This window comes from Pontimicrobium sp. MEBiC06410 (assembly GCF_053601615.1).
The window spans coordinates 1-20,985 of the sequence record NZ_JBSHNT010000154.1 but is presented as its reverse complement, the minus strand read 5'-3'; the positions used below and the strand labels follow the sequence as shown (position 1 = coordinate 20,985).

Here is a 20,985-nt window from a genome sequence, read left to right as displayed (position 1 = left end):
TTTAAACTATTGGTTTTATTTTATTATTTTATTGAAGATTTCTATTGCTGGAAAATGCTGAATACTATTTTAAAAGTACCCCTGTTGTTTACGCTTTTCCATGGCTGCTTCAGAGCGTTTATCGTCTATTCTTGCGCCTCTTTCTGATATTGAAGAATTTCTTATTTCTTGTACTACTGTGGAGATATCTGCTGCATTTGATAATACTGCTGCTGTACAACTCATATCTCCTACGGTTCTAAAACGTACAACGCGGTCTTTAACTTCTTCATCTTCTTCTCTGTAAACAACATCATCATCTGCAGACCATATTAAACCGTCTCTTAAAAATGTTGCTCTAGTATGGGCAAAATATATTGATGGGATCTCTATTTGTTCTTTTTGAATATAGGACCATACATCTAATTCTGTCCAGTTAGATATAGGAAACACTCTTACATTTTGCCCGTGTTCTATTGCTCCGTTTAGCATATCGAATAATTCTGGTCTTTGATTTTTTTCATCCCATTGCCCAAAATCATCCCGTACGGAAAAAATACGTTCTTTTGCTCTTGCTTTTTCTTCGTCTCTTCTAGCGCCTCCTATGCATGCATCGAACTTAAACTCTTCTATTGCGTCTAATAGTGTTGTGGTTTGCAATACATTTCTACTAGAGTATTTTCCAGATTCTTCTCTTACCTTTCCTTGGTCTATAGAGTCTTGAACATTTCTAACAATTAATTCTAAATCTAATTCTTTAACTAGTCGATCTCGAAATGCTATAGTTTCTGGGAAATTATGTCCTGTATCTATATGCATTAAAGGAAATGGAATTTTTGCTGGGTAAAATGCTTTTTGAGCCAACCTCACTAAAGTTATTGAGTCTTTTCCTCCTGAAAACAGGAGTACTGGTCTTTCAAATTGAGCAGCTACTTCTCTTATTATATAAATAGCTTCATTTTCTAACGGGTTTATACTTGCTGTATCTTTCATCTTTTTTTATGCGTGTAAACCGCACTCTCTATTTTCTAGTTGTTTTGTTGGATCGTAATATTTAAATTCATTTGGCAGCTTATGTGTTTCTAGATACTCATCTAACTCTTCATCTGTATAGTTATAAAACGGACTCACTTTAAGCACTCCATTTTTGTCTTGAGATATTATATTTATACTGTCTCTAAAAGAGGTTTGGCCTCTACGCAAGTTTGTAAACCAAACATCTGGTTTATGATCTTCCATTGCTCTTTTAAAGGGTTCTAGCTTAACTTGTTCGGTAAAAATTTTATGGTTTGATTCTTCTACACTTGGTATTCCTAAAACAACATCTCTGTGTGCTGTTGTTTGTTTAGGTACATATAGTTTTATATTGAGGTTTAATTGTTTTATAAGTACTTCTGCATGTTTATAGGTATTTGGGGTATTATATCCTGTATCGCACCAAATCACTTTTATGTCTTTTTTTACAGCACTCGTTATATTTAAAATTGCTGCTTCGTAAGGTCTAAAGTTTGTAGTTACTATAGGTTTTTTAGCAAAACCAATTGCCCATTGTACTATTTGTAAAGGTGTTTTACTTTCTAGTGTTTTATTTACTTTATCTATATCTAACGTCATTATTTCCCCCATTTTATTTTATTCCATGCACGTTCATGAAAGAAGTACAACACTAATTTTGATATTAATTCTATAACGCCTATTGAAAACGCTAATGCCAAAGTGCCCGTTATTATGTAAGAGATTACAACTGTAGCTATGGTTCCCACAACTCGCCAACTAATTGTTTTTACTAGACTTCTCTTTAATTTTTCTTCTGAGATATTTTTTTTCACTTCTACATCTCTATTCATTTCTAAAGCAGTATTCATATTATAAAATATTTTAATTCCTATTTACCCTATCAACTTACTAGGATAATGATGCAAACATATAAATTATACTTATATAAACCTAAGGTTTAGTAAAAAAGCATTGTTAAAAATTTATAAATCTGCTAAATCTGCTAATGTTGTATTTCTGAAAATCTCTAATGAGTTATCTCTTACCTGAATCATTAAACGATGTACTGCACATGCATTTTCATCTGGACAGTCGTCACATTTTTCATAAAAATTTAAACTCACACATGGCACCATTGCTATTGGTCCTTCTAAAACCCGCATTACATTAGCCATATTAATTTCTTTAGGTTCTTTTAGCAGGTAATATCCTCCTCCTTTACCTTTTTTAGAGCCTAAAAGCCCATTTTTACGTAGTGTTAGCAAAATACTTTCTAAAAATTTAAGGGAGATACTTTCTTCTTTAGAAATGGTTGCGATTTGAACTGGCGTTCTATCTTCTTGTTTCGCTAAATATACAATAGCCTTTATTCCGTATTTTGTTTTCTTTGAAAGCATACGGACAAAATTAATACTTTTTAACGACTTAAAACAATTGAGTCGCAATTGCTTTAATATTATCACTTTTCCCCATAGAGTAATAATGTAATACAGGAATGCCTTTCTTTTTTAAAGCTTTAGATTGCTCTATACACCATTCTATCCCAACTTGTCTTACTTGCTTATTGTCTTTACATTTAATAATGTCTTGTATTAAAGCTTCTGGTAAATCTACATGAAAGCGGTGTGGTAATAAGTTTAACTGCTTTTTTGTTGCTATTGGTTTTAAGCCTGGAATTATTGGTACAGTAATGCCTTCTGCTCTACATTTATCTACAAAATCGAAATACTTTTGATTATCAAAAAACATTTGAGTGACGATATACTCTGCTCCGTTTTTTATTTTCTTTTTTAAAAAATGAATGTCACTGTCTAGACTAGGTGCTTCCATATGCTTTTCTGGATATGCACCTACACCTATGCAAAAATCGGTAGGGGAACAGTTTTGTAATTCTTCATCTAAATACGTAGATTTATTTAAGTCTGAAATTTGCGAGACTAGCTCACTGGCATAACTGTGTCCTTCTTTTTCTGGTGTAAAATAGGTTTCATTTTTTACTGCATCTCCACGCAGAGCCATAACATTATCTATTCCTAAAAAATCTAAATCTATTAAAAAGTTTTCTGTATCTTCTTTTGTAAATCCGCCACATAATATATGAGGAATGGCATCTACACTGTACTTATTTTGAATGGCTGCACATATACCAACTGTTCCTGGGCGCTTTTTTACAATTTGCTTTTTAAGTAATCCGTTTCCAAAATCTTTGTATATGTATTCTTCTCTATGGTATGTTACATCTATAAATGGAGGATTAAACTCCATTAATGGGTCTATATTATCAAAAATAGACTGAATATTCTGCCCTTTTAAAGGAGGTAAAATCTCAAACGAAAATTGTGTTTTCCCGTTTGCTTGTTTTATATGTTCTGTGACTTTCATATTTATATTCGCTTGCGCGTACTCTTTTTTTTAGTTTTAAATAAGGTAAGCGACTATTAAAGCTAATGTGGTTAACAATAATATTTGTAGTACAAACCTTATTTCTAATTTGTGCTTTTTCATTTAACTTGTACGTTCTTTGCTAGGTCCCTACCAAATTGGGGTTTAACCATTTTCTAGCCATAGCGTCTGTTACTGCTCTTCTTTTAGCGTAATCTTTTAATTGGTCCTCTTTAATTTTTCCTAACCCAAAATATTTTGCTTCTTTATTTCCAAAATAATAACCGCTAACACTAGCTGCGGGCCACATGGCTAAACTTTCGGTTAGTTTTACACCTATGGTTTCTTCTACTTTTAATAGTTTCCAAATTGTTGTTTTTTCTAAATGGTCTGGACAAGCTGGATAGCCTGGCGCTGGCCTAATACCTTTATAGTTTTCTTTTATTAACTCGTTATTTGTAAGGTTTTCATTCTGGTCATAGCCCCAATGTTTGGTTCTTACTTCTTTGTGTAAATATTCTGCAAAAGCTTCTGCTAATCGATCGGCCAATGCTTTTATCATAATAGAATTATAATCGTCATTTTCTTTTTCAAATTGATCTGCCAGTGCTTGGGTTCCAAAGCCTGTACTAACACAAAAGGCGCCTATATAATCTTGAATACCTGTTTCTTTTGGCGCTATAAAATCTGCTAATGCATGGTTAGGTACTCCTTCTCGCTTTTTAAGTTGTTGACGAAGTGTTAAAAATTTATATTGCTCTTTTTCTTCTTCTTCATATTTTTCAACTTCAATATCATCATCATTTACTGTATTGGCTGGAAATAACCCGAAAACAGCTTTTGCTTTTAATAGCTTTTCGTTAAATACTTTTTTAAGCAGTTCTTGTGCATCTGCAAATAATTCTGTGGCTTGCTTTCCCACAATTTCATCTTTTAAGATATCTGGGTACTTGCCATGTAGATCCCAACTTCTAAAAAACGGTGACCAATCTATATAGGCCTCTAGCTTGGTAATATCGAATTCCTGAATGGATTGAATGCCTATTGTTTTGGGTTTTACAATTTCGGTTGTATTCCAATCTATTTTATATTTTCTTTTTCTTGCTTCTTCTATTGAGATATAGGTTTTAGTTTTGCCTCTTTTTAAAAATTTATCCCGAAACTCATCATAGTTCTTTTTCAACTCAACAACATAGGCATTTGCTGTTTTTTTATTTAATAAATCGCCAACAACGGTTACTGCTCTAGAGGCATCATTTACATGTACTACTGCATTTTTATATTGTGTATCTATTTTTACAGCTGTATGTGCTTTGGATGTGGTTGCGCCTCCTATTAATAACGGCACTGAAAAGTTTTCTCTCTCCATTTCTTTTGCCAAATACACCATTTCATCTAGCGATGGTGTTATTAATCCACTCAATCCAATAATGTCTACATTTTCTTTTATAGCGGTTTCAATAATTTTTTCTGGCGGTACCATAACACCTAAATCTACGATCTCGTAATTATTACATCCTAAAACTACACTTACTATATTTTTCCCTATATCGTGTACGTCTCCTTTTACGGTAGCCATTAAAACTTTACCTAAGGCTTGTTGTTTTTCTCCTTTTTCGGCTTCTATAAAAGGGTTTAGGTAGGCCACCGCTTTTTTCATAACTCTTGCAGATTTTACTACTTGTGGTAAAAACATTTTACCGCTTCCAAATAAATCTCCTACCACATTCATTCCTGTCATTAAATGGCCTTCTATTACATGAAGTGGTCTTTCTGCATTTTTACGCGCTTCTTCTGCATCTTCTACTATATAGGTATCTATTCCTTTTACTAAGGCATGTGTTATTCTTTCTTGCAGGGGCAGATTCCTCCATTCTAAAACCTTTTCATCATCTTCTTTTACCTTTCCTTTTACGGTTTCGGAAAACTCTAATAAGCGTTCTGTGGCATCTTCTCGCCTATCTAAAATAACATCTTCTATATATTCTAATAAGTCTTTAGGAATATCATCATACACTTCTAACATGGTAGGGTTAACAATCCCTATATTCATTCCGGCTTGAATGGCATAGTATAAAAATACAGAGTGCATTGCTTCACGCACCGTATTATTTCCTCTAAATGAAAACGATACATTACTAACGCCTCCACTTACGCTTACATGTGGTAAATTTTCGCGTACCCAGCGAGTTGCTTCTATAAAATCTATAGCATTTTTTCTGTGCTCCTCCATTCCTGTTGCTACAGGAAAAATATTTAAATCGAAAATAATGTCTTCAGGAGCAAAACCTACTTTATCTACTAATACTCTGTATGATCGTTCTGCAATCTCAATTCTACGCTGGTAATTATCTGCTTGCCCGACCTCATCAAAAGCCATCACTATAACAGCGGCCCCATAGCGTTTTATTTGTGTTGCTTCCCAAATAAACTTGTCTTCTCCTTCTTTTAAGCTTATAGAGTTTACAACACATTTTCCTTGTACTACTTGCAATCCTGCTTCAATAATTTCCCATTTAGAGCTATCTATCATTATGGGTACTCGGCAAATATCTGGTTCGGCTGCTATTAAATTTAAAAAACGAACCATGGCTTCTTTTCCATCAATTAAGCCATCATCCATATTAATATCGATAATTTGTGCTCCTCCTTCTACTTGATGGCGTGCTATAGCTAATGCCTCATCAAATTTTTCTTCTTTTATTAAGCGTAAAAATTTACGGGATCCTGCTACATTAGTACGCTCTCCTACATTTATAAAATTACTTTCTGGCGTAATTATCAATGGTTCTAAACCTGATAATTTTAAATATTTAACATCGTCCATTACCTTCCTATTTGTCTTGGCTTATATTTAGCGGCCAAATCTGCAATTGCCGAAATATGTTCTGGTGTTGTACCACAACAACCTCCTATAATATTTATTAAATCCTTCTCTAGGTATGCTTCTATTTGCTTTGCCATTTCTTCTGCTGTTTCATCATACTCTCCAAAAGCATTAGGTAGCCCTGCGTTGGGGTGTGCTGAAACAGCAAATTTTGTTTTAGAGGCTATAGCTTCTAAGTGTGGTTGTAATAAATTGGCTCCCAATGCACAATTAAATCCAACAGATAATAGAGGGATATGGGATATAGATATTAAAAAAGCTTCTGCTGTTTGCCCAGATAGTGTTCTACCACTCGCATCTGTAATTGTTCCGCTTAGCATTACGGGCACTTCTATTTTACGTTCGTCTTTAACTTCTTCTATAGCAAACAAAGCAGCTTTTGCATTTAGTGTATCGAATACTGTTTCTACTAATAATATATCTGCTCCGCCATCTAGTAATGCTTCTATTTGCTGTTTATAGGCTATTCTTAATTCATTAAATGTTACTGCTCTATAGCCTGGGTCGTTAACATCTGGCGACATACTGGCTGTTCTGTTGGTAGGGCCAATACTTCCTGCTACGTAACGTGGTTTTTCAGGTGTTTTCTTTGTAAATTCATTAGCGACTTGTTTTGCTATTTTTGCGGATTCGTAGTTTAACTCGTATACCAAGTCTTCCATATCGTAATCTGCCATAGCAATGGTAGTTCCAGAAAAGGTATTGGTTTCTATAATATCTGCTCCTGCTTCAAAATATTGTTTATGAATTTCTGCAATGGCTTGCGGTTGTGTTAAAGACAACAAATCATTGTTACCTTGTAAGGGTGTTGGATAGTCTTTAAACCGTTCGCCACGAAAATCTTCTTCTGTAAAATTATAGCGTTGCAACATAGTCCCCATAGCACCATCTAACACTAATATTCTTTTTTTTATGTCCTCGTTTATAGTACTCATTCCTTATTTGTATTTAATTTAAAACACCGCTTTTACCTTACTAATGTTCTAATGCTTGTTTTAAATCATTAATAATATCATCTACATGTTCTAAGCCTACTGAGACTCTAACTAATCCTCCTGTTATTCCTGTTTGTAATCTATCTTCTTCAGATAGTTTTGCATGTGTTGTAGAGGCTGGATGTGTTACTATCGTTCTGGTGTCTCCTAAGTTTGCAGATAACGATAACAACTTAATAGCGTTTAAAAATCGTCGTCCTGCACTAACACCTCCTTTTACTTCAAAAGCAACAACACTACCTCCTAACTTCATTTGTTTTTTTGCTAATTTGTATTGCGGGTGCGACTTTAAAAATGGATATTTTACTAGGTTTACTTTATCATGACTTTCTAAAAAAGTCGCCACTTTTAATGCATTTTCACAATGCTTGTCTACTCTAACCGGTAGGGTCTCTAAACTTTTGGATAATACCCAAGCATTAAATGGTGATAATGCTGGCCCTGTATTTCTAGAAAATAAATAGATTTGCTGTATTAAATCTGCTTTACCAACGGTTACTCCTCCAAGAACTCTGCCTTGTCCATCTATTAGTTTTGTTGCAGAGTGTATTACTAAATCTGCTCCAAATTTTATGGGTTGTTGTAAATAGGGTGTTGCAAAACAGTTATCTATTATTAGTATTAAATTATGCTTTTTTGCTATCTGTCCTAATCGTTCTAAATCTAATATGTCTACTGCTGGATTTGTTGGGCTTTCTGCATATAACACTTTTGTATTAGTTTGTATTAAGCTTTCTATTTTATCTATTTCATCCAACTTGAAATAGCTTGTAGAAATGTTCCATTTTGGCAATATATTATTGTACATGGTTTGTGTTGAACCAAATACATTTCGTGAGGATACAATATGGTCTCCTGAATTTAATAATGCTGCAAAGGTTGAAAACACAGCAGACATACCCGTTGCAAATGCATAACCGCGTTCGGCACCTTCCATTTTACAAATTTTTTCTATAAACTCTGAGGTGTTAGGGTTAGAGTAACGGCTATAAATATTACGTTCTTTTTCGTCTGCGAAAGAGGCTCTCATGTCTTCTGCGTCTTCAAAAACGTAACTAGAGGTTAAGTATAACGGATTGGAATGTTCTAAGTATTGCGATCGCTCTATTTGTGTGCGTATGGCTTGGGTTTCAATATTTTTAGTGCTCATGGTTTTTAGTTGGTTTTAGTTGTTTTTTTCTGTTAATCGTAAAACATCCCCAAAAACGCCTCTAGCTGTTACTAATGCGCCTGCGCCTGCGCCTTGAATTACAATAGGGTTTTCGCCATAACTTTCTGTATATATTTCGAAAATAGAATCGGCTCCTTTTAAGGCACCTAATGGTGATTGTTTTGGCACAGACACTAATTTCACGTCTAACTTTGCTCCTTTTTCGTCTGCTAAATCGCCATGTAAGTCTCCTATATATCGTAATACATGATTATCTTTTTGTGCTTCTTTTTTGTCTTGAAAAACAGTATTCATCTCTTCAAACGATTGTAAAAAGTCTTCTGTTTCTATAGTTCTTAATTGTTCTGGGATTAAATTTTCTATAGTAACATCACTCAATTCGTTATGTAAATCCAATTCTCTTGCTAGAATTAAAAGTTTTCTAGCCACATCGTTACCACTTAAATCTTCTCTTGGGTTGGGTTCTGTGTAGCCTTTATCTAAGGCTTGTTGTAACACTGTAGAAAAGGGGATATTTTCAGCTGAAAATGTATTAAACAAGTAACTTAATGAGCCTGAAAACACCCCTCTAATTCTTACAATATTTTCTCCTGATAGATGTAGTAATTTTATGGTATCTATTAATGGTAAACCCGCACCTACATTGGTTTCGTATAAATACGATTTTTGGTACTTAGCTAAGGTTTCTCTTAATGTTTTATAAAAGTTAAAATCTATTGTATTTGCTATTTTATTAGAGGATACTAGATCGAAACCTTTTTCTACTAATTGTATATAGTTGGATACAAATTCTAGACTTGATGTATTATCTATTGCTATTAAATTCTCTAAATGATTTGCTTTTGCAAATGCATATACATCTTGTATTGTATAGTTTTGGCCTTGTGTTTCTACTTCCTCTTTCCAATGTTCTGTAATTCCGTTTTTATTAAAAATGGCTTTTTTAGAATTGGCTATTGCAAAAATATTAAGCTTTACTCCTTTTCGTTTTTCTATTTCGTTAGCAGAATTTATTATTTGATTAATTAAAGCTGTCCCTACCAAACCATGTCCAAAAATGGCTAAGTTTATTTTTTTAGAAATTCCAAAAATCTCTCCATGTATTACATTTACAGCTTTATGTAATTGTACTTTTTTAACAACTATACTTACGTTTTCTCCAGTAACTGTATTATTAAATAATAGTGGTGTTACTTGGTTTTTTATAAGCGCATTAAAGGGTTTATGAAACGTACTTAGCTCTTGCCCCACAATAGAGACTACAGACACGTCGTCTATAACACTAATTTTATTAATGTCTTGAGAGTAAAAATCGTTTTCAAACTCTTGTTCTAGTGCAATAACTGCTTTAGCTGCTTTTTTAGCGTCTATAACTAAGCCTATACCGCGTTCTGAAGAGCCTTGAGATATTATACTTACACTAATATTTTGAGCGCTTAATGCTTTAAAAATTCTAGCATCTACTCCAACTTTACCCAATAACCCTCGTCCTTCTATGTTTATTAATGCAACATTGTCTAGTACCGATAAAGAACGGATTCCCTTAGAATTACTTTTTGAGGTTATAATGGTTCCTTTATCTTCTGGGTTAAATGTATTTAATATACGAAGTGGAATATTTTTTTCTATTAATGGAATAATCGTTTTAGCGTGTAATATTGTTGTTCCAAAATTGGCTAGTTCATTAGCTTCTGTAAACGATAATCGCTCAATTTTTTTTGCATCTGGTACTAAATCTGGATTGGCTGTATAAATACCATTTACGTGTGTATAATTTTGCAACTCTTCTGCATCTAGATAGTTTGCTAATAACGATGCTGTGTAGTTACTTCCATTACGTCCTAAGGTTGTTGTTTTATTATCCTTATTAGAGGCTATAAAGCCTGTAACAATGTTTACCGTTGTTCCATTATTTTGCTTAAAATAATCGACAACATTTTTTTTAGACACCCCTTCTATTGGTTTTGCATTGCCATAGTTATCATCTGTTTTTATTAATGTTCTAGCGTCTGTTGCTTTGGCATTTATATTTTTACTTCTTAGTAATGCAGAAATTAATTTAGCAGAAATTAACTCGCCTTGTGCTAAAACCTCATCTTTAATTTTCTGGCTATAGTCGCCTAATAATTGTACGCCTTCAAACAAACTATCTAACCTAGAAAACTCATTAGATAAATCTGTATTGGCTAATAAATTCTGGTAGTTTTTAAAGGCTTCTAATTGTTCTATATAATTTTTGTTTTCTACTGCTTTTTCTAAAATTAACTCCAGTTCGTCTGTAGCTTTTCCTCTAGCAGAAACAACAACCGCTATTTTTTCGTTGTCTTTTACTTTATTTTCTATAATAGAAATTACTCGGTTTAAACCTTCTCCATTGGCTAAAGATTTACCTCCAAATTTTAATATTTTCATTTTTCTCTCTTTTGAGTTTACTCTAAAAATGGGAGCTATAATTTTTTCAAGTTGTTCAAACTCTATTAAAAAAGCATCATGCCCATGTATAGAATTTATCTCATTATAAGTTACGTTAGTATGTGTTAAGGCTAATTGTTTTTGCGTTTCTCTATTTTCTTCTGCTGTAAAAAACAAATCGGAATCAACCGCTATAATGGTTATTTTAGATTGAATAGTGTCTAAAACATTTGCATTTGCACCTCTGTCTTTAGTGACATCTATTGTTCTTAACAATTGATTCATTAGTTTATAGGCAGACAACTGAAAACGTTCTTGTAGTTTTTTACCATGGTGTAGCAACCAACTTTCTACATTAAAAATTTGTAGTGCTTCATTTTTAGAGCGTTGAAAACGATGTTTAAACGATTCTGGTGTTCTATAACATAACATAGCATGCATTCTAGCATCATGAACGGGGTTACTAGAATTTACTAAAAACTGTTCTTGTATTTGGCAATTTGCCATTAACCAATCGGTAGATTTCCAATCGGTAGCCACAACAATTAAATGTGTTGCCAAATCTGGTTTTAATACTGCCATTTCCCATGCTATACCTCCTCCTAACGAACCTCCTATTATAGCAAAAAGCTTTGTAATTTTTAAGTGCTCTAATCCTAGAAGAAATATTTTAGCAATGTCTCTTGCTACAAATGCTTTATAGTTGTCTATAATAAAACCATCGTAACCATTACCAGGAATATTAAATGCTAAAACGGTGTACTTATTAGTATCTATAACTTTATTTGCTCCTACTAACTCGGTCCACCACCCGCCTTTTCCTGTAACATTACTATTACCTGTTAGTGCATGGTTTATTAGTACTATTGGTGCGCTAAATAATGGCTGCCCAAAACATTGATAAGAGAGCTTAAGGGTTGCCATAATATCTCCGTTTTGGGTACCAAAATCTGTTAGTGTTATGTGTTTTAAATTATCCATTATCTATTAGAAGTGTGCAGTATTATAGAACCATACGCCCTCAGGATAGGACGCATAGCTCTAATCAATCAACATTAACTAAGATTCTTGTGAGTTAAAATTTAAACCAGAACTGTTTTTTTAACTTTAGAAAAGGCTTCTTTTAAATCGGCTTTTAAATCTTCAATATTTTCTATACCTACAGAGAGACGAATTAAATCTTTTGTAACACCTGTAGTTTCTTGTGCTTCGTCACTTAATTGTTGATGTGTTGTACTTGCTGGGTGAATAATTAATGACTTTGTATCTCCAATATTTGCTAGTAGTGAAAATAATTTTGTGGAGTCTACTACTTTTTTTGCCGATTCGTAACCACCATCTAACCCAAAAGTAACAATACCACTTTGTCCATTAGGCAAATATTTTCTTGCTAAGTTTTTATATTTACTGGTTTCCAACCCTGGGTAATTTACCCATAGCACTTCGGGTTGTTCTTGCAACCATTTTGCTAGCGTTAATGCATTGGTACTATGCTTTTTAATACGTAGTTCTAATGTTTCTAATCCTTGAATAATTTGAAACGCATTAAATGGACTCAATGCCCCGCCGTAATCTCTTAAGCCTTCTATTCTTACTTTTGCTATAAATGCTGCGGCTCCTATGGTTTCGTTATAAATTAACCCATGGTATCCAGCAGAGGGTTCTGTAAATTCTGGGAATTTACCATTTGCCCAATCAAACGTTCCTGCATCTATAATAACACCGCCAAGTGCTGTACCATTTCCGTTAATGTATTTTGTTAAGGAGTGGATAACAATATTTGCACCATACGCTATTGGGTTTAATAAATACGGTGTTGCCACTGTATTATCTACAATTAATGGTACTTTGTAAGCTTTTGCTTCTTTAGATATAGCTTCTATATCTAACACATCTAGTTTAGGATTCCCTAGAGATTCTATAAAAAATACTCTTGTATTTTCTTGAGCTGCTGTTTTAAAATTTTCTGGGTTTGAAGGGTCTACAAATGTTGTGGTTATACCATGTCTTGGTAAAGTTACATTAAGTAAATTGTAGGTTCCGCCATACAAACTATTAGAAGCTACAATATGGTCCCCTGCCTTTAACAATGTTAGTAGTGTTGTTGCTATTGCAGAGGTTCCAGAAGCTGTTGCTACTGCTGCAATACCGCCTTCTAATGCCGCCAAACGTTGCTCTAAAATATCGTTTGTTGGGTTGTTAATTCTAGTATAAATGTTTCCTGGCTCTGCCAAAGCAAATAGATTTGCTGCATGGTCCGAGTCGTTAAACACGTATGCTGTAGATTGGTAAATAGGAACGGCTCTTGTTCCTGCATTTAGGTTGACATCATGTCCTGCGTGCAACGCTTTCGTTGCAAATTTTTGTGTACTCATTTTTCTAAGTTTTTGAGTTAATGATAAATTAAAACAAAAGCCAAATAAGCCTAGTTAAAGGCATACTTAATAGAAAAATGTTATAAGAAATTGCATAATTACAAATGAGTAATTATGTTGGGTTATCTATCTTAAATTAACGATAAATGGATCGTTACTTTAAGTAGAATTTAGCACCTACTTAATTGCTTAAGGGTTGCTAAGGCTTCAACGGGTCTATTCCCTCCACCTTTCTTGATAACATTTCAATATAGTTATTGAACTTTGTGAGTGCAAATATTGTAAAAAATATTTCTTACCTCCAAACAAAAACCGAAAAATTTTCAGAATAAAATTAAAAACTCAAAATAAACAGAAATAAAAACTACAAAAATAAATTATTACAAAATATATTTCATAACAACTATCGCGTTATCAATTAAAATAAAGTTATACTTTTAGGTAAACACAAGACAACGACACTTATTTTTTACTTTCTAAATATTTCGTTCTTATAATTTGGTCTACTGGTGTATTTTCTATTTTACTTTCTAGCCACGATATAATATCTAGATACAAAAAGGCTCTCCCCTCGTAAGGTCTATTTTCATATACTTTTAGTTTTTTAAGTAACACTTTAAAGGCCTTTTTTATATCGTGCGGGTACACATCCTGTAGCCCTCGAATAAATTTTATCATCTCTTTTTGCACCTCATGCAAATCGTTCATTTTAATTAAAAACTTATAAGTACTTCGCAATAAAGCTTCTAAATGGTAGTCTAGTCCAGCTTCGTAATGTGCTACAAGGTTTAGTACTCTAGAAAAACACAATAAATCCTCTCGCATTGTTAGGGTTTTATTAGAGATAATTTTATCCAAATAGTCTATAGTTTTTCTATTATTTCCAGATCCAAAATGTAAGCTTGCAAACTTATAGTAGAATATCATTGTATGGTGTTCGTCTATTCTGTTTTTATAGCAGATTAAATCGGCTTCCATTTTTGGTATTAATTCTAAGCCTTCCTTAAAAGTCCCATCTATAAAGTGTAAATTAATTTTATTTAAATTAATATATAAAAAAGCTAAAGCTTCTACGTTTTCATTTTTAGGCAAAGTGTTCTCTACAGTTATAAGCTCTAGTTGTTTTAGTACCTCTTTAAACTTGTCTCTATTTTTTAAGAAAAATAAAGCTTCTAATAAGTAGTTGTTTCCTTTTAGAAAGAATACTGGGTTTAAATGAATCATGTCTGGGTATTCATAAAATAAATTAACCCATTTAGAGGCATACTTATAACTATTTAAAAAATCTTGCATTAAAAGGCTGTACCACAAATAAGCATTATACAACCACAGTTTTTCTCTAAACCCAAGCGTCTTTATATTGTATTTTGGTAACCTTTCATTAAAATAATTTTTAACCCAAAGGCTCTCCTCCTCATTCTTTACATACCCTGTTTTTAATAACAACCCATATAATTGTAGTGATAGGTTAGACAGTTTACTAGACATAACATTAGCCGCACTAAGCTCTTTTGCTTGTATGGTAAGTTCGTCTGCTCTATTGCTTATACTTCTAGTAATGTATTGCGACTCTATTACTTTTTCGAGTTCTACAATCTCGTACGCTAAATTCTTTTCTTCGTTAATTATGGCCAGATCTTTAGCTTTATCTAAAATTTTTAAACTTTGTTTATAAAGTCCTTTATGGTATAAAATAGAGGCAAAATCGAGTTGCTCTCTAATTTGAGAACGTACATTTTGATGCGATGGCGTTAACTTTAAACTAATTAAAATTTGTTTGTATAAATGCGCTTTTACATTGGCTAACTGTTGTTTTTTAACTGCTGTAGATTTTAAAATAGCTGCTTCATCATAGGTTGCCATTTTATCTAAAACATTAAAAACACTTAAAAATTTAGAGTCAGAATTCACTCCTAACCGACCAACATACAACTTAAATTGTCGTTTTTCGGATTTGGTTAAAGATTTAACCAACAAAAATAAGCTGTCTTTTTGGTCTTTAGTCATCAATTAAAAAATAAAAACAACCATTTGATTGTCAGGTTTTTAAATAAAAATATCCTTTTTGAACATCGTAAAAATTAAAAAAGAATGTCTGCCTAAGCTTTACCCAAAATATAAATTCGTGGTACAATAGAAAAATATATTCTTACAAAATGTCAAAACAACACATTCAAATTTTCGACACAACACTTCGAGATGGAGAGCAAGTTCCTGGTTGCAAACTAAACACCGAACAAAAAGTTGTTATCGCCCAGCAATTAGACCAATTAGGTGTAGATGTCATCGAAGCTGGCTTCCCTGTTTCTAGTCCTGGAGACTTTAAATCGGTAGAAGCCATTGCAAAAATTGTAAAGAACGCTACTGTATGTGGTTTAACACGTGCGGTAGAAAACGACATTAAGGTTGCTGCCGATGCGCTTAAATATGCAAAAAAACCAAGAATACATACTGGTATTGGCACGAGCGACTCGCATATAAAATTTAAATTTAAATCGAATAGAGCAACTATAATACAACGTGCTTTTGATGCTGTTAGCTATGCAAAGTCTTTTGTTGAAGATGTAGAGTTTTATGCAGAAGATGCAGGTAGAACAGATAATGAGTACTTAGCGCGTGTTTGCGAAGCAGCTATAAAAGCTGGGGCAACGGTACTTAACATACCAGATACTACTGGCTATTGTTTACCTAGCGAGTATGGAGCAAAAATTAAGTATTTAATGGATAATGTAAAGGGTATAGAAAACGCTATTTTATCTTGCCATTGCCATAACGATTTGGGCTTGGCAACTGCCAATTCTATAGAAGGTGTTATTAATGGTGCTCGCCAAATAGAATGTACTATAAATGGTATTGGTGAGCGTGCAGGTAATACCGCTTTAGAGGAAGTTGTTATGGTACTTAAACAGCATGCCGACCTAGATTTAGACACTAATATAGATACTACTAAATTGTTTGGATTAAGCCAATTGGTAAGTGACAGTATGGGTATTTATACACAACCTAATAAAGCTATTGTTGGTGCTAATGCTTTTGCACATAGCTCTGGAATTCATCAAGATGGTGTTATTAAAAACAGAGAAACTTACGAAATTATAGACCCTAAAGATGTTGGTGTTACCGAATCTGCAATTGTTTTAACTGCTAGAAGCGGTAGAGCGGCTTTAGCTTACAGAGCTAAAAATGTAGGGTACGAGCTAACTAAACTGCAGCTAGATGATGTGTATGCAAACTTTTTAACCTTTGCCGATAGAAAGAAAGAAGTTAACGATAACGATATACACCAAATTATTGAAACCAGTAAAATTTACCAACAACTCGTTAGAGCATAATTAAACGGATTACCGCTTTTGCGGAAAATAAAATTACCCGATAACTCGGGCATAAAAAATGAAAAAAACACTTTTCGATAAAGTTTGGGATGCTCACGTGGTAGATGCTATAGAGAATGGTCCACAGGTGTTATATATAGATAAGCACTTAATTCACGAGGTAACAAGCCCGCAAGCATTTAACGAATTAGAGCGACGTAATATTCCTATTTTTAGACCAGACCAAATTGTTGCTACGGCAGACCATAATACCCCTACCGAAAATCAGCATTTACCAATTAAAGACGACAACTCTAGAAAACAACTAGAGCAGTTATCTGCCAATTGTAAAAAAAATAATATCACATTATACGAGCTAGGCCATAAATACAATGGTATTGTACATGTTATGGCGCCAGAGCTAGGCATTACCCAACCCGGTATGACCATTGTGTGTGGAGACAGCCATACTTCCACCCATGGTGCTTTTGGCACTATTGCTTTTGGTATTGGTACTAGCCAAGTTGCACAGGTATTTGCAAGCCAATGCTTATTATTAACCAAACCTAAAAGCTTACGTGTTTCGGTTAACGGAAAATTAAAGCAGGGCGTACTACCAAAAGATGTAATACTATACATTATTGCTAAATTAGGTACCAATGCTGGTACTGGCTATTTTTGCGAATATGCTGGCGACGTATTCGAAAACATGTCTATGGAAGGCCGCATGACGGTATGTAACATGAGCATAGAAATGGGGGCTCGTGGCGGAATGATTGCGCCAGACCAAACCACTTTCGACTATGTACAAAACAAGGTCTTTGCGCCTAAAGGCGAAGATTTTAATAAAAAAGTAGCCTATTGGAAAACGCTACCAACAGATGATGGTGCCGTTTTCGATAAAGAATATGTTTTCGATGCAGAAGATATAGAACCTATGCTTACTTATGGTACCAATCCAGGTATGGGCATTAAGGTTACCGAAAATATCCCTGTTTTAGAGGACGACTCTTTCGAGAAATCATTACAGTACATGAACTTTAATAAAGGAGAATCCTTAATAAACAAGCCTATAAATTATGTGTTTATTGGCAGTTGTACCAATTCTAGAATTGAAGATTTTAGAGTAGCAGCCAACTACATAAAAGGCAAGCAAAAAGCCGATAATGTCACGGCTTGGTTAGTTCCTGGAAGCAAACAAGTAGAAGCTCAAATTATAGAAGAAGGCTTAAAAACCATTTTTGATGCTGCTGGTTTTAAATTAAGGCAACCCGGTTGTTCGGCATGTTTGGCAATGAATGATGATAAAATTCCGCAAGGTGAATATTGTGTTTCTACGTCTAACAGAAATTTCGAGGGTCGCCAAGGGCAAGGCGCTAGAACTATTTTAGCAAGTCCGCTTGTAGCAGCTGCAACTGCTGTAGAAGGAAAAATTATTGATGTAATGAAACAATTAAATTAAAATGGAAAAATTCGTAACATTAAAATCGCAAGCCATTCCATTAGCTATAGAGAATATAGATACCGATCAAATTATCCCTGCTCGTTTTTTAAAAGCAACCGATAGAAACGGTTTTGGTGATAACGTGTTTAGAGACTGGAGATACAATAAAGACAATACTTTAAACACAGCCTTTACTTTAAACAATCCTAAATATTCTGGAAGCATATTAGTTGCTGGCGATAATTTTGGTTGTGGTTCTAGTAGAGAGCATGCCGCATGGGCCTTAAGCGATTATGGCTTTAAAGTAATCGTCTCAAGTTTTTTTGCCGATATTTTTAAAGGTAATGCATTAAACAATGGCCTATTACCTATACAAGTCTCGCCAAGCTTTTTAAACGTTCTATTAACCGAAATCACAGCAAAACCAGACACTAAACTAGAAGTCAATTTAGAGGCACAAACCATTACAGTTGAGCATACCTCCTTTTCTAGTTCGTTTGAAATAGACCCGTATAAAAAAACCTGCTTAATAAATGGTTATGATGATATCGATTATTTATTAAGCAAAAAAGACAGTATCATAGCTTTTGAAGCCAATAGAAATTAAAATAAGTGAGCAATTCGCAGTAAGCTGTGGCTTACTCAAATAAAAACAAACATCAGTTCGAGTGCTGAGAAATATGAGCAGTGTATCGAGAACCATTGAGAAGTACAATTAATGAATGACGATTGGCTTACTCTTATGAAAATTAAAATTGAAAAATATAGTATAAACGTCAGTTCGAGTACTGCGAAGTATGAGCAGTGTATCGAGAACCAATAAAAATTACGAATGCACTTGCAAACGTAACACTATAAAATAAATACAAATAATAAGGTTTCTGTATTCGCAGAAATTTATAAAAAAAAGAAAGTAGGATAAGCGTCCTGCCTTCACAGAAATTAATATGAAATTAAACATAGCAGTTTTAGCAGGAGATGGCATTGGCCCAGAAGTTACCGAGCAAGCCATAAAGGTTTTAAAAGCCATCGCTGTAGAGTTCGACCATACGTTTTTATTTAAAAGCGCAGACGTAGGCGCCATTGCCATAGATAAACATAACAGCCCGTTACCAGACCATACATTACACTTATGCAAATCTAGCGATGCTATTTTATTTGGCGCTATTGGCGACCCTAAATACGATAACAACCCCAGCGCAAAAGTACGTCCAGAGCAAGGGCTTTTAAAGTTACGAAAAGAACTAGGGTTATACACCAATATAAGACCCGTAAAGGCTTACGATACGCTTTTAGAAAAATCACCTCTTAAACGCAACATTATACAAGGCACAGATATTAGTATATATCGTGAGCTTACTGGCGGCATTTATTTTGGTAAAAAACAATTAAGCGACGATGGCAATACAGCATCAGATTTATGCGAGTACTCGCGTGTAGAGATTGAGCGTATTGCGCATTTAGCCTTTAAAGCCGCACAAGCGCGCAATAAAAAAGTAACTTTAGTAGATAAAGCTAATGTTTTAGAAACCTCTCGTTTATGGCGTAAAGTCGTTACCGAAATGGCAAGCGATTACCCAGAGGTTACTCTAGATTTTCTGTTTGTAGATAATGCTGCTATGCAAATGATTTTAAACCCAAAACAGTTTGATGTTATACTAACCGAAAACCTATTTGGTGATGTTATTAGCGACGAAGCTAGTGTTATCGGTGGTTCTATAGGCTTACTAGCTTCTGCCTCTGTAGGAGACCGTTATGCTATGTTCGAGCCTATACACGGTTCCTACCCACAAGCTACGGGTAAAGGTATTGCCAACCCTATTGCTTCTATTTTATCAGCGGCCATGTTGCTAGAGCACTTTGAGTTATTTGACGAAGCTGAACTTATTAAAGAAGCTGTAGAAAAATCGCTTAAATTAGAAATTACAACACCAGATATTAATACCACTTATGGTAATATAACAACAACTAAAGTTGGTGATTTTATTGCCGATTTTATTAGTAACCCCGAAGACAGTACTGTTAATTTTAATAACATACACTTGGGGCAGTCTACTATTATTTAAAGAATAAACACGACACACAACTACTACTTAAAGCGACGCTAATGTAATAATAGTGTCGCTTTTTAAGTATAAAGTTTTAATCTTTTTTTAAAAAATCTTCCACTATACTAAAATAATCTTCTCCATAATACTTTAAAAAGTCACCGTTAGGTTTTACAATAAAAAAGGCTTTGCAATTTTCGTGCAATGTAAAAATGGTATTATAAAAGAAGCCTGTGTCTAACCTATACTTCTTATACTTTTCATATAGTTCCTTATGAAACGCATTCGCATTGTACACAAAAAAATCCATTGCATTATTAGCGTTACTTATTCTAGATGAAATCCTTACTCTATTACCAATATTCCAATATGTATACCCAATACAATTAGGTGCTTCCTGGTTATAATTTATAAGTATTGCTTTATCATTAGGTAGTGTTGTACCCAACTCCTTTTCTAATGCCGTTTTTAATGCCGTTTTTAATGCGTTATAGTCTGTATTGTTTAATACGCCTGTAAACGTTTTTACACTGTTTTTATAGCGCTCATTAAAATGTGTATTTACTTTTAATTTTGTTTTAGTGCTTGTTTTTTTTGCGCCGCAAGAGATTATAGCAAAAGTTAAAATAAAAAGCGCTGTTTTTTTTAATGTTTTAAACATAATGGTTGGGTTATAAAAAGAGTAATTAATAGTCTATTTAGTGTTTTATAATACACACAAATGTAAAAAAGCCTTCGCAATGCTTACATTACGAAAGCTTTTTATTTCTTTCTGTATCTACATATATTGTAAATAATAACTCGTCGCAGACGAGTTCCAACATGGGGTACTAGTCTTCTAATGCATTTTTCCTTTATAAAGGTAAAACATAACTCCGTAAAAAAGGGTTAATTGAGTAACTCCTGCTATTAACAATAAATTAGTTGTTGATTCTGATGCTTTTTTGGTTACAAAGAAATACGTTCCTAAAATTAATAAAATAAT

16 protein-coding genes and 1 riboswitch are annotated in these 20,985 nt (G+C 33.7%); of the genes, 4 read left to right on the top strand and 12 right to left on the bottom strand.

The window, feature by feature from the left end; all coding sequences use genetic code 11:
* Positions 1-69: 69 nt before the first annotated feature.
* The 11 genes from cysD to ACVC08_RS10605 form a co-directional block, all read right to left on the bottom strand.
* Complete coding sequence (gene cysD, locus ACVC08_RS10655) at positions 70-972, bottom strand: sulfate adenylyltransferase subunit CysD (RefSeq protein ID WP_452602020.1); 903 nt, start codon at positions 970-972, stop codon at positions 70-72.
* Between the two features lie 6 nt (positions 973-978).
* Positions 979-1,593, bottom strand: a complete 615-nt coding sequence (locus tag ACVC08_RS10650; protein WP_452602019.1) for a phosphoadenosine phosphosulfate reductase domain-containing protein — start codon at positions 1,591-1,593, stop codon at positions 979-981.
* The gene (locus tag ACVC08_RS10645) at positions 1,593-1,844 is read right to left on the bottom strand and encodes a DUF2061 domain-containing protein (protein ID WP_452597059.1); all 252 of its coding nucleotides are present in this window, start codon (positions 1,842-1,844) and stop codon (positions 1,593-1,595) included. Before ACVC08_RS10645 ends, ACVC08_RS10650 begins: the two co-directional genes overlap by 1 nt.
* 114 nt (positions 1,845-1,958) lie before the next feature.
* On the bottom strand, positions 1,959-2,372 hold the full coding sequence (locus ACVC08_RS10640) for an RrF2 family transcriptional regulator (RefSeq protein ID WP_452597060.1): 414 nt from the start codon (positions 2,370-2,372) through the stop codon (positions 1,959-1,961).
* Positions 2,373-2,400: 28 nt separating this feature from the next.
* On the bottom strand, positions 2,401-3,357 hold the full coding sequence (gene metF / locus ACVC08_RS10635; RefSeq protein WP_452597061.1) for a methylenetetrahydrofolate reductase [NAD(P)H]: 957 nt from the start codon (positions 3,355-3,357) through the stop codon (positions 2,401-2,403).
* Between the two features lie 142 nt (positions 3,358-3,499).
* A complete protein-coding gene (metH, locus tag ACVC08_RS10630; RefSeq protein WP_452602018.1) occupies positions 3,500-6,184 on the bottom strand; it encodes a methionine synthase in 2,685 nt (894 codons plus the stop codon).
* The gene (locus ACVC08_RS10625) at positions 6,184-7,179 is read right to left on the bottom strand and encodes a homocysteine S-methyltransferase family protein (RefSeq protein WP_452597063.1); all 996 of its coding nucleotides are present in this window, start codon (positions 7,177-7,179) and stop codon (positions 6,184-6,186) included. The genes metH and ACVC08_RS10625 overlap by 1 nt, the downstream gene beginning before the upstream one ends.
* 40 nt (positions 7,180-7,219) lie before the next feature.
* Entirely contained in the window at positions 7,220-8,389 is a 1,170-nt protein-coding gene (locus tag ACVC08_RS10620; RefSeq protein WP_452602017.1) for a trans-sulfuration enzyme family protein, read from the bottom strand.
* Between the two features lie 15 nt (positions 8,390-8,404).
* Complete coding sequence (gene thrA / locus ACVC08_RS10615; RefSeq protein ID WP_452602016.1) at positions 8,405-11,803, bottom strand: bifunctional aspartate kinase/homoserine dehydrogenase I; 3,399 nt, start codon at positions 11,801-11,803, stop codon at positions 8,405-8,407.
* A 101-nt stretch (positions 11,804-11,904) separates the two neighbouring features.
* Positions 11,905-13,197 carry an O-acetylhomoserine aminocarboxypropyltransferase/cysteine synthase family protein gene (locus ACVC08_RS10610; RefSeq protein WP_452602015.1) on the bottom strand — a complete coding sequence of 431 codons (1,293 nt, stop codon included), beginning with the start codon at positions 13,195-13,197 and terminating at the stop codon, positions 11,905-11,907.
* Positions 13,198-13,316: 119 nt separating this feature from the next.
* Positions 13,317-13,441: riboswitch (SAM riboswitch) on the bottom strand.
* Positions 13,442-13,659: 218 nt separating this feature from the next.
* Complete coding sequence (locus tag ACVC08_RS10605) at positions 13,660-15,204, bottom strand: hypothetical protein (RefSeq protein ID WP_452602014.1); 1,545 nt, start codon at positions 15,202-15,204, stop codon at positions 13,660-13,662.
* Between the two features lie 149 nt (positions 15,205-15,353).
* On the opposite strand from ACVC08_RS10605, the gene ACVC08_RS10600 reads away from it, so the two are divergent.
* The 4 genes from ACVC08_RS10600 to leuB all read left to right on the top strand — a co-directional run bounded on the left by ACVC08_RS10600 (position 15,354) and on the right by leuB (position 20,018).
* The gene (locus ACVC08_RS10600) at positions 15,354-16,529 is read left to right on the top strand and encodes a 2-isopropylmalate synthase (protein ID WP_452602013.1); all 1,176 of its coding nucleotides are present in this window, start codon (positions 15,354-15,356) and stop codon (positions 16,527-16,529) included.
* 58 nt (positions 16,530-16,587) lie between these two features.
* On the top strand, positions 16,588-17,970 hold the full coding sequence (gene leuC, locus ACVC08_RS10595; protein WP_452602012.1) for a 3-isopropylmalate dehydratase large subunit: 1,383 nt from the start codon (positions 16,588-16,590) through the stop codon (positions 17,968-17,970).
* Between the two features lies 1 nt (position 17,971).
* Complete coding sequence (leuD, locus tag ACVC08_RS10590) at positions 17,972-18,559, top strand: 3-isopropylmalate dehydratase small subunit (protein WP_452600417.1); 588 nt, start codon at positions 17,972-17,974, stop codon at positions 18,557-18,559.
* A gap of 340 nt (positions 18,560-18,899) precedes the next feature.
* Positions 18,900-20,018 (top strand): 3-isopropylmalate dehydrogenase, encoded by a 1,119-nt coding sequence (gene leuB / locus ACVC08_RS10585; RefSeq protein WP_452602011.1) that lies wholly within the window; start codon positions 18,900-18,902, stop codon positions 20,016-20,018.
* 76 nt (positions 20,019-20,094) lie between these two features.
* On the opposite strand, the gene ACVC08_RS10580 is transcribed toward leuB, so the two are convergent.
* Positions 20,095-20,661 carry a hypothetical protein gene (locus ACVC08_RS10580; RefSeq protein WP_452602010.1) on the bottom strand — a complete coding sequence of 189 codons (567 nt, stop codon included), beginning with the start codon at positions 20,659-20,661 and terminating at the stop codon, positions 20,095-20,097.
* Between the last annotated feature and the right edge of the window lie 324 nt (positions 20,662-20,985).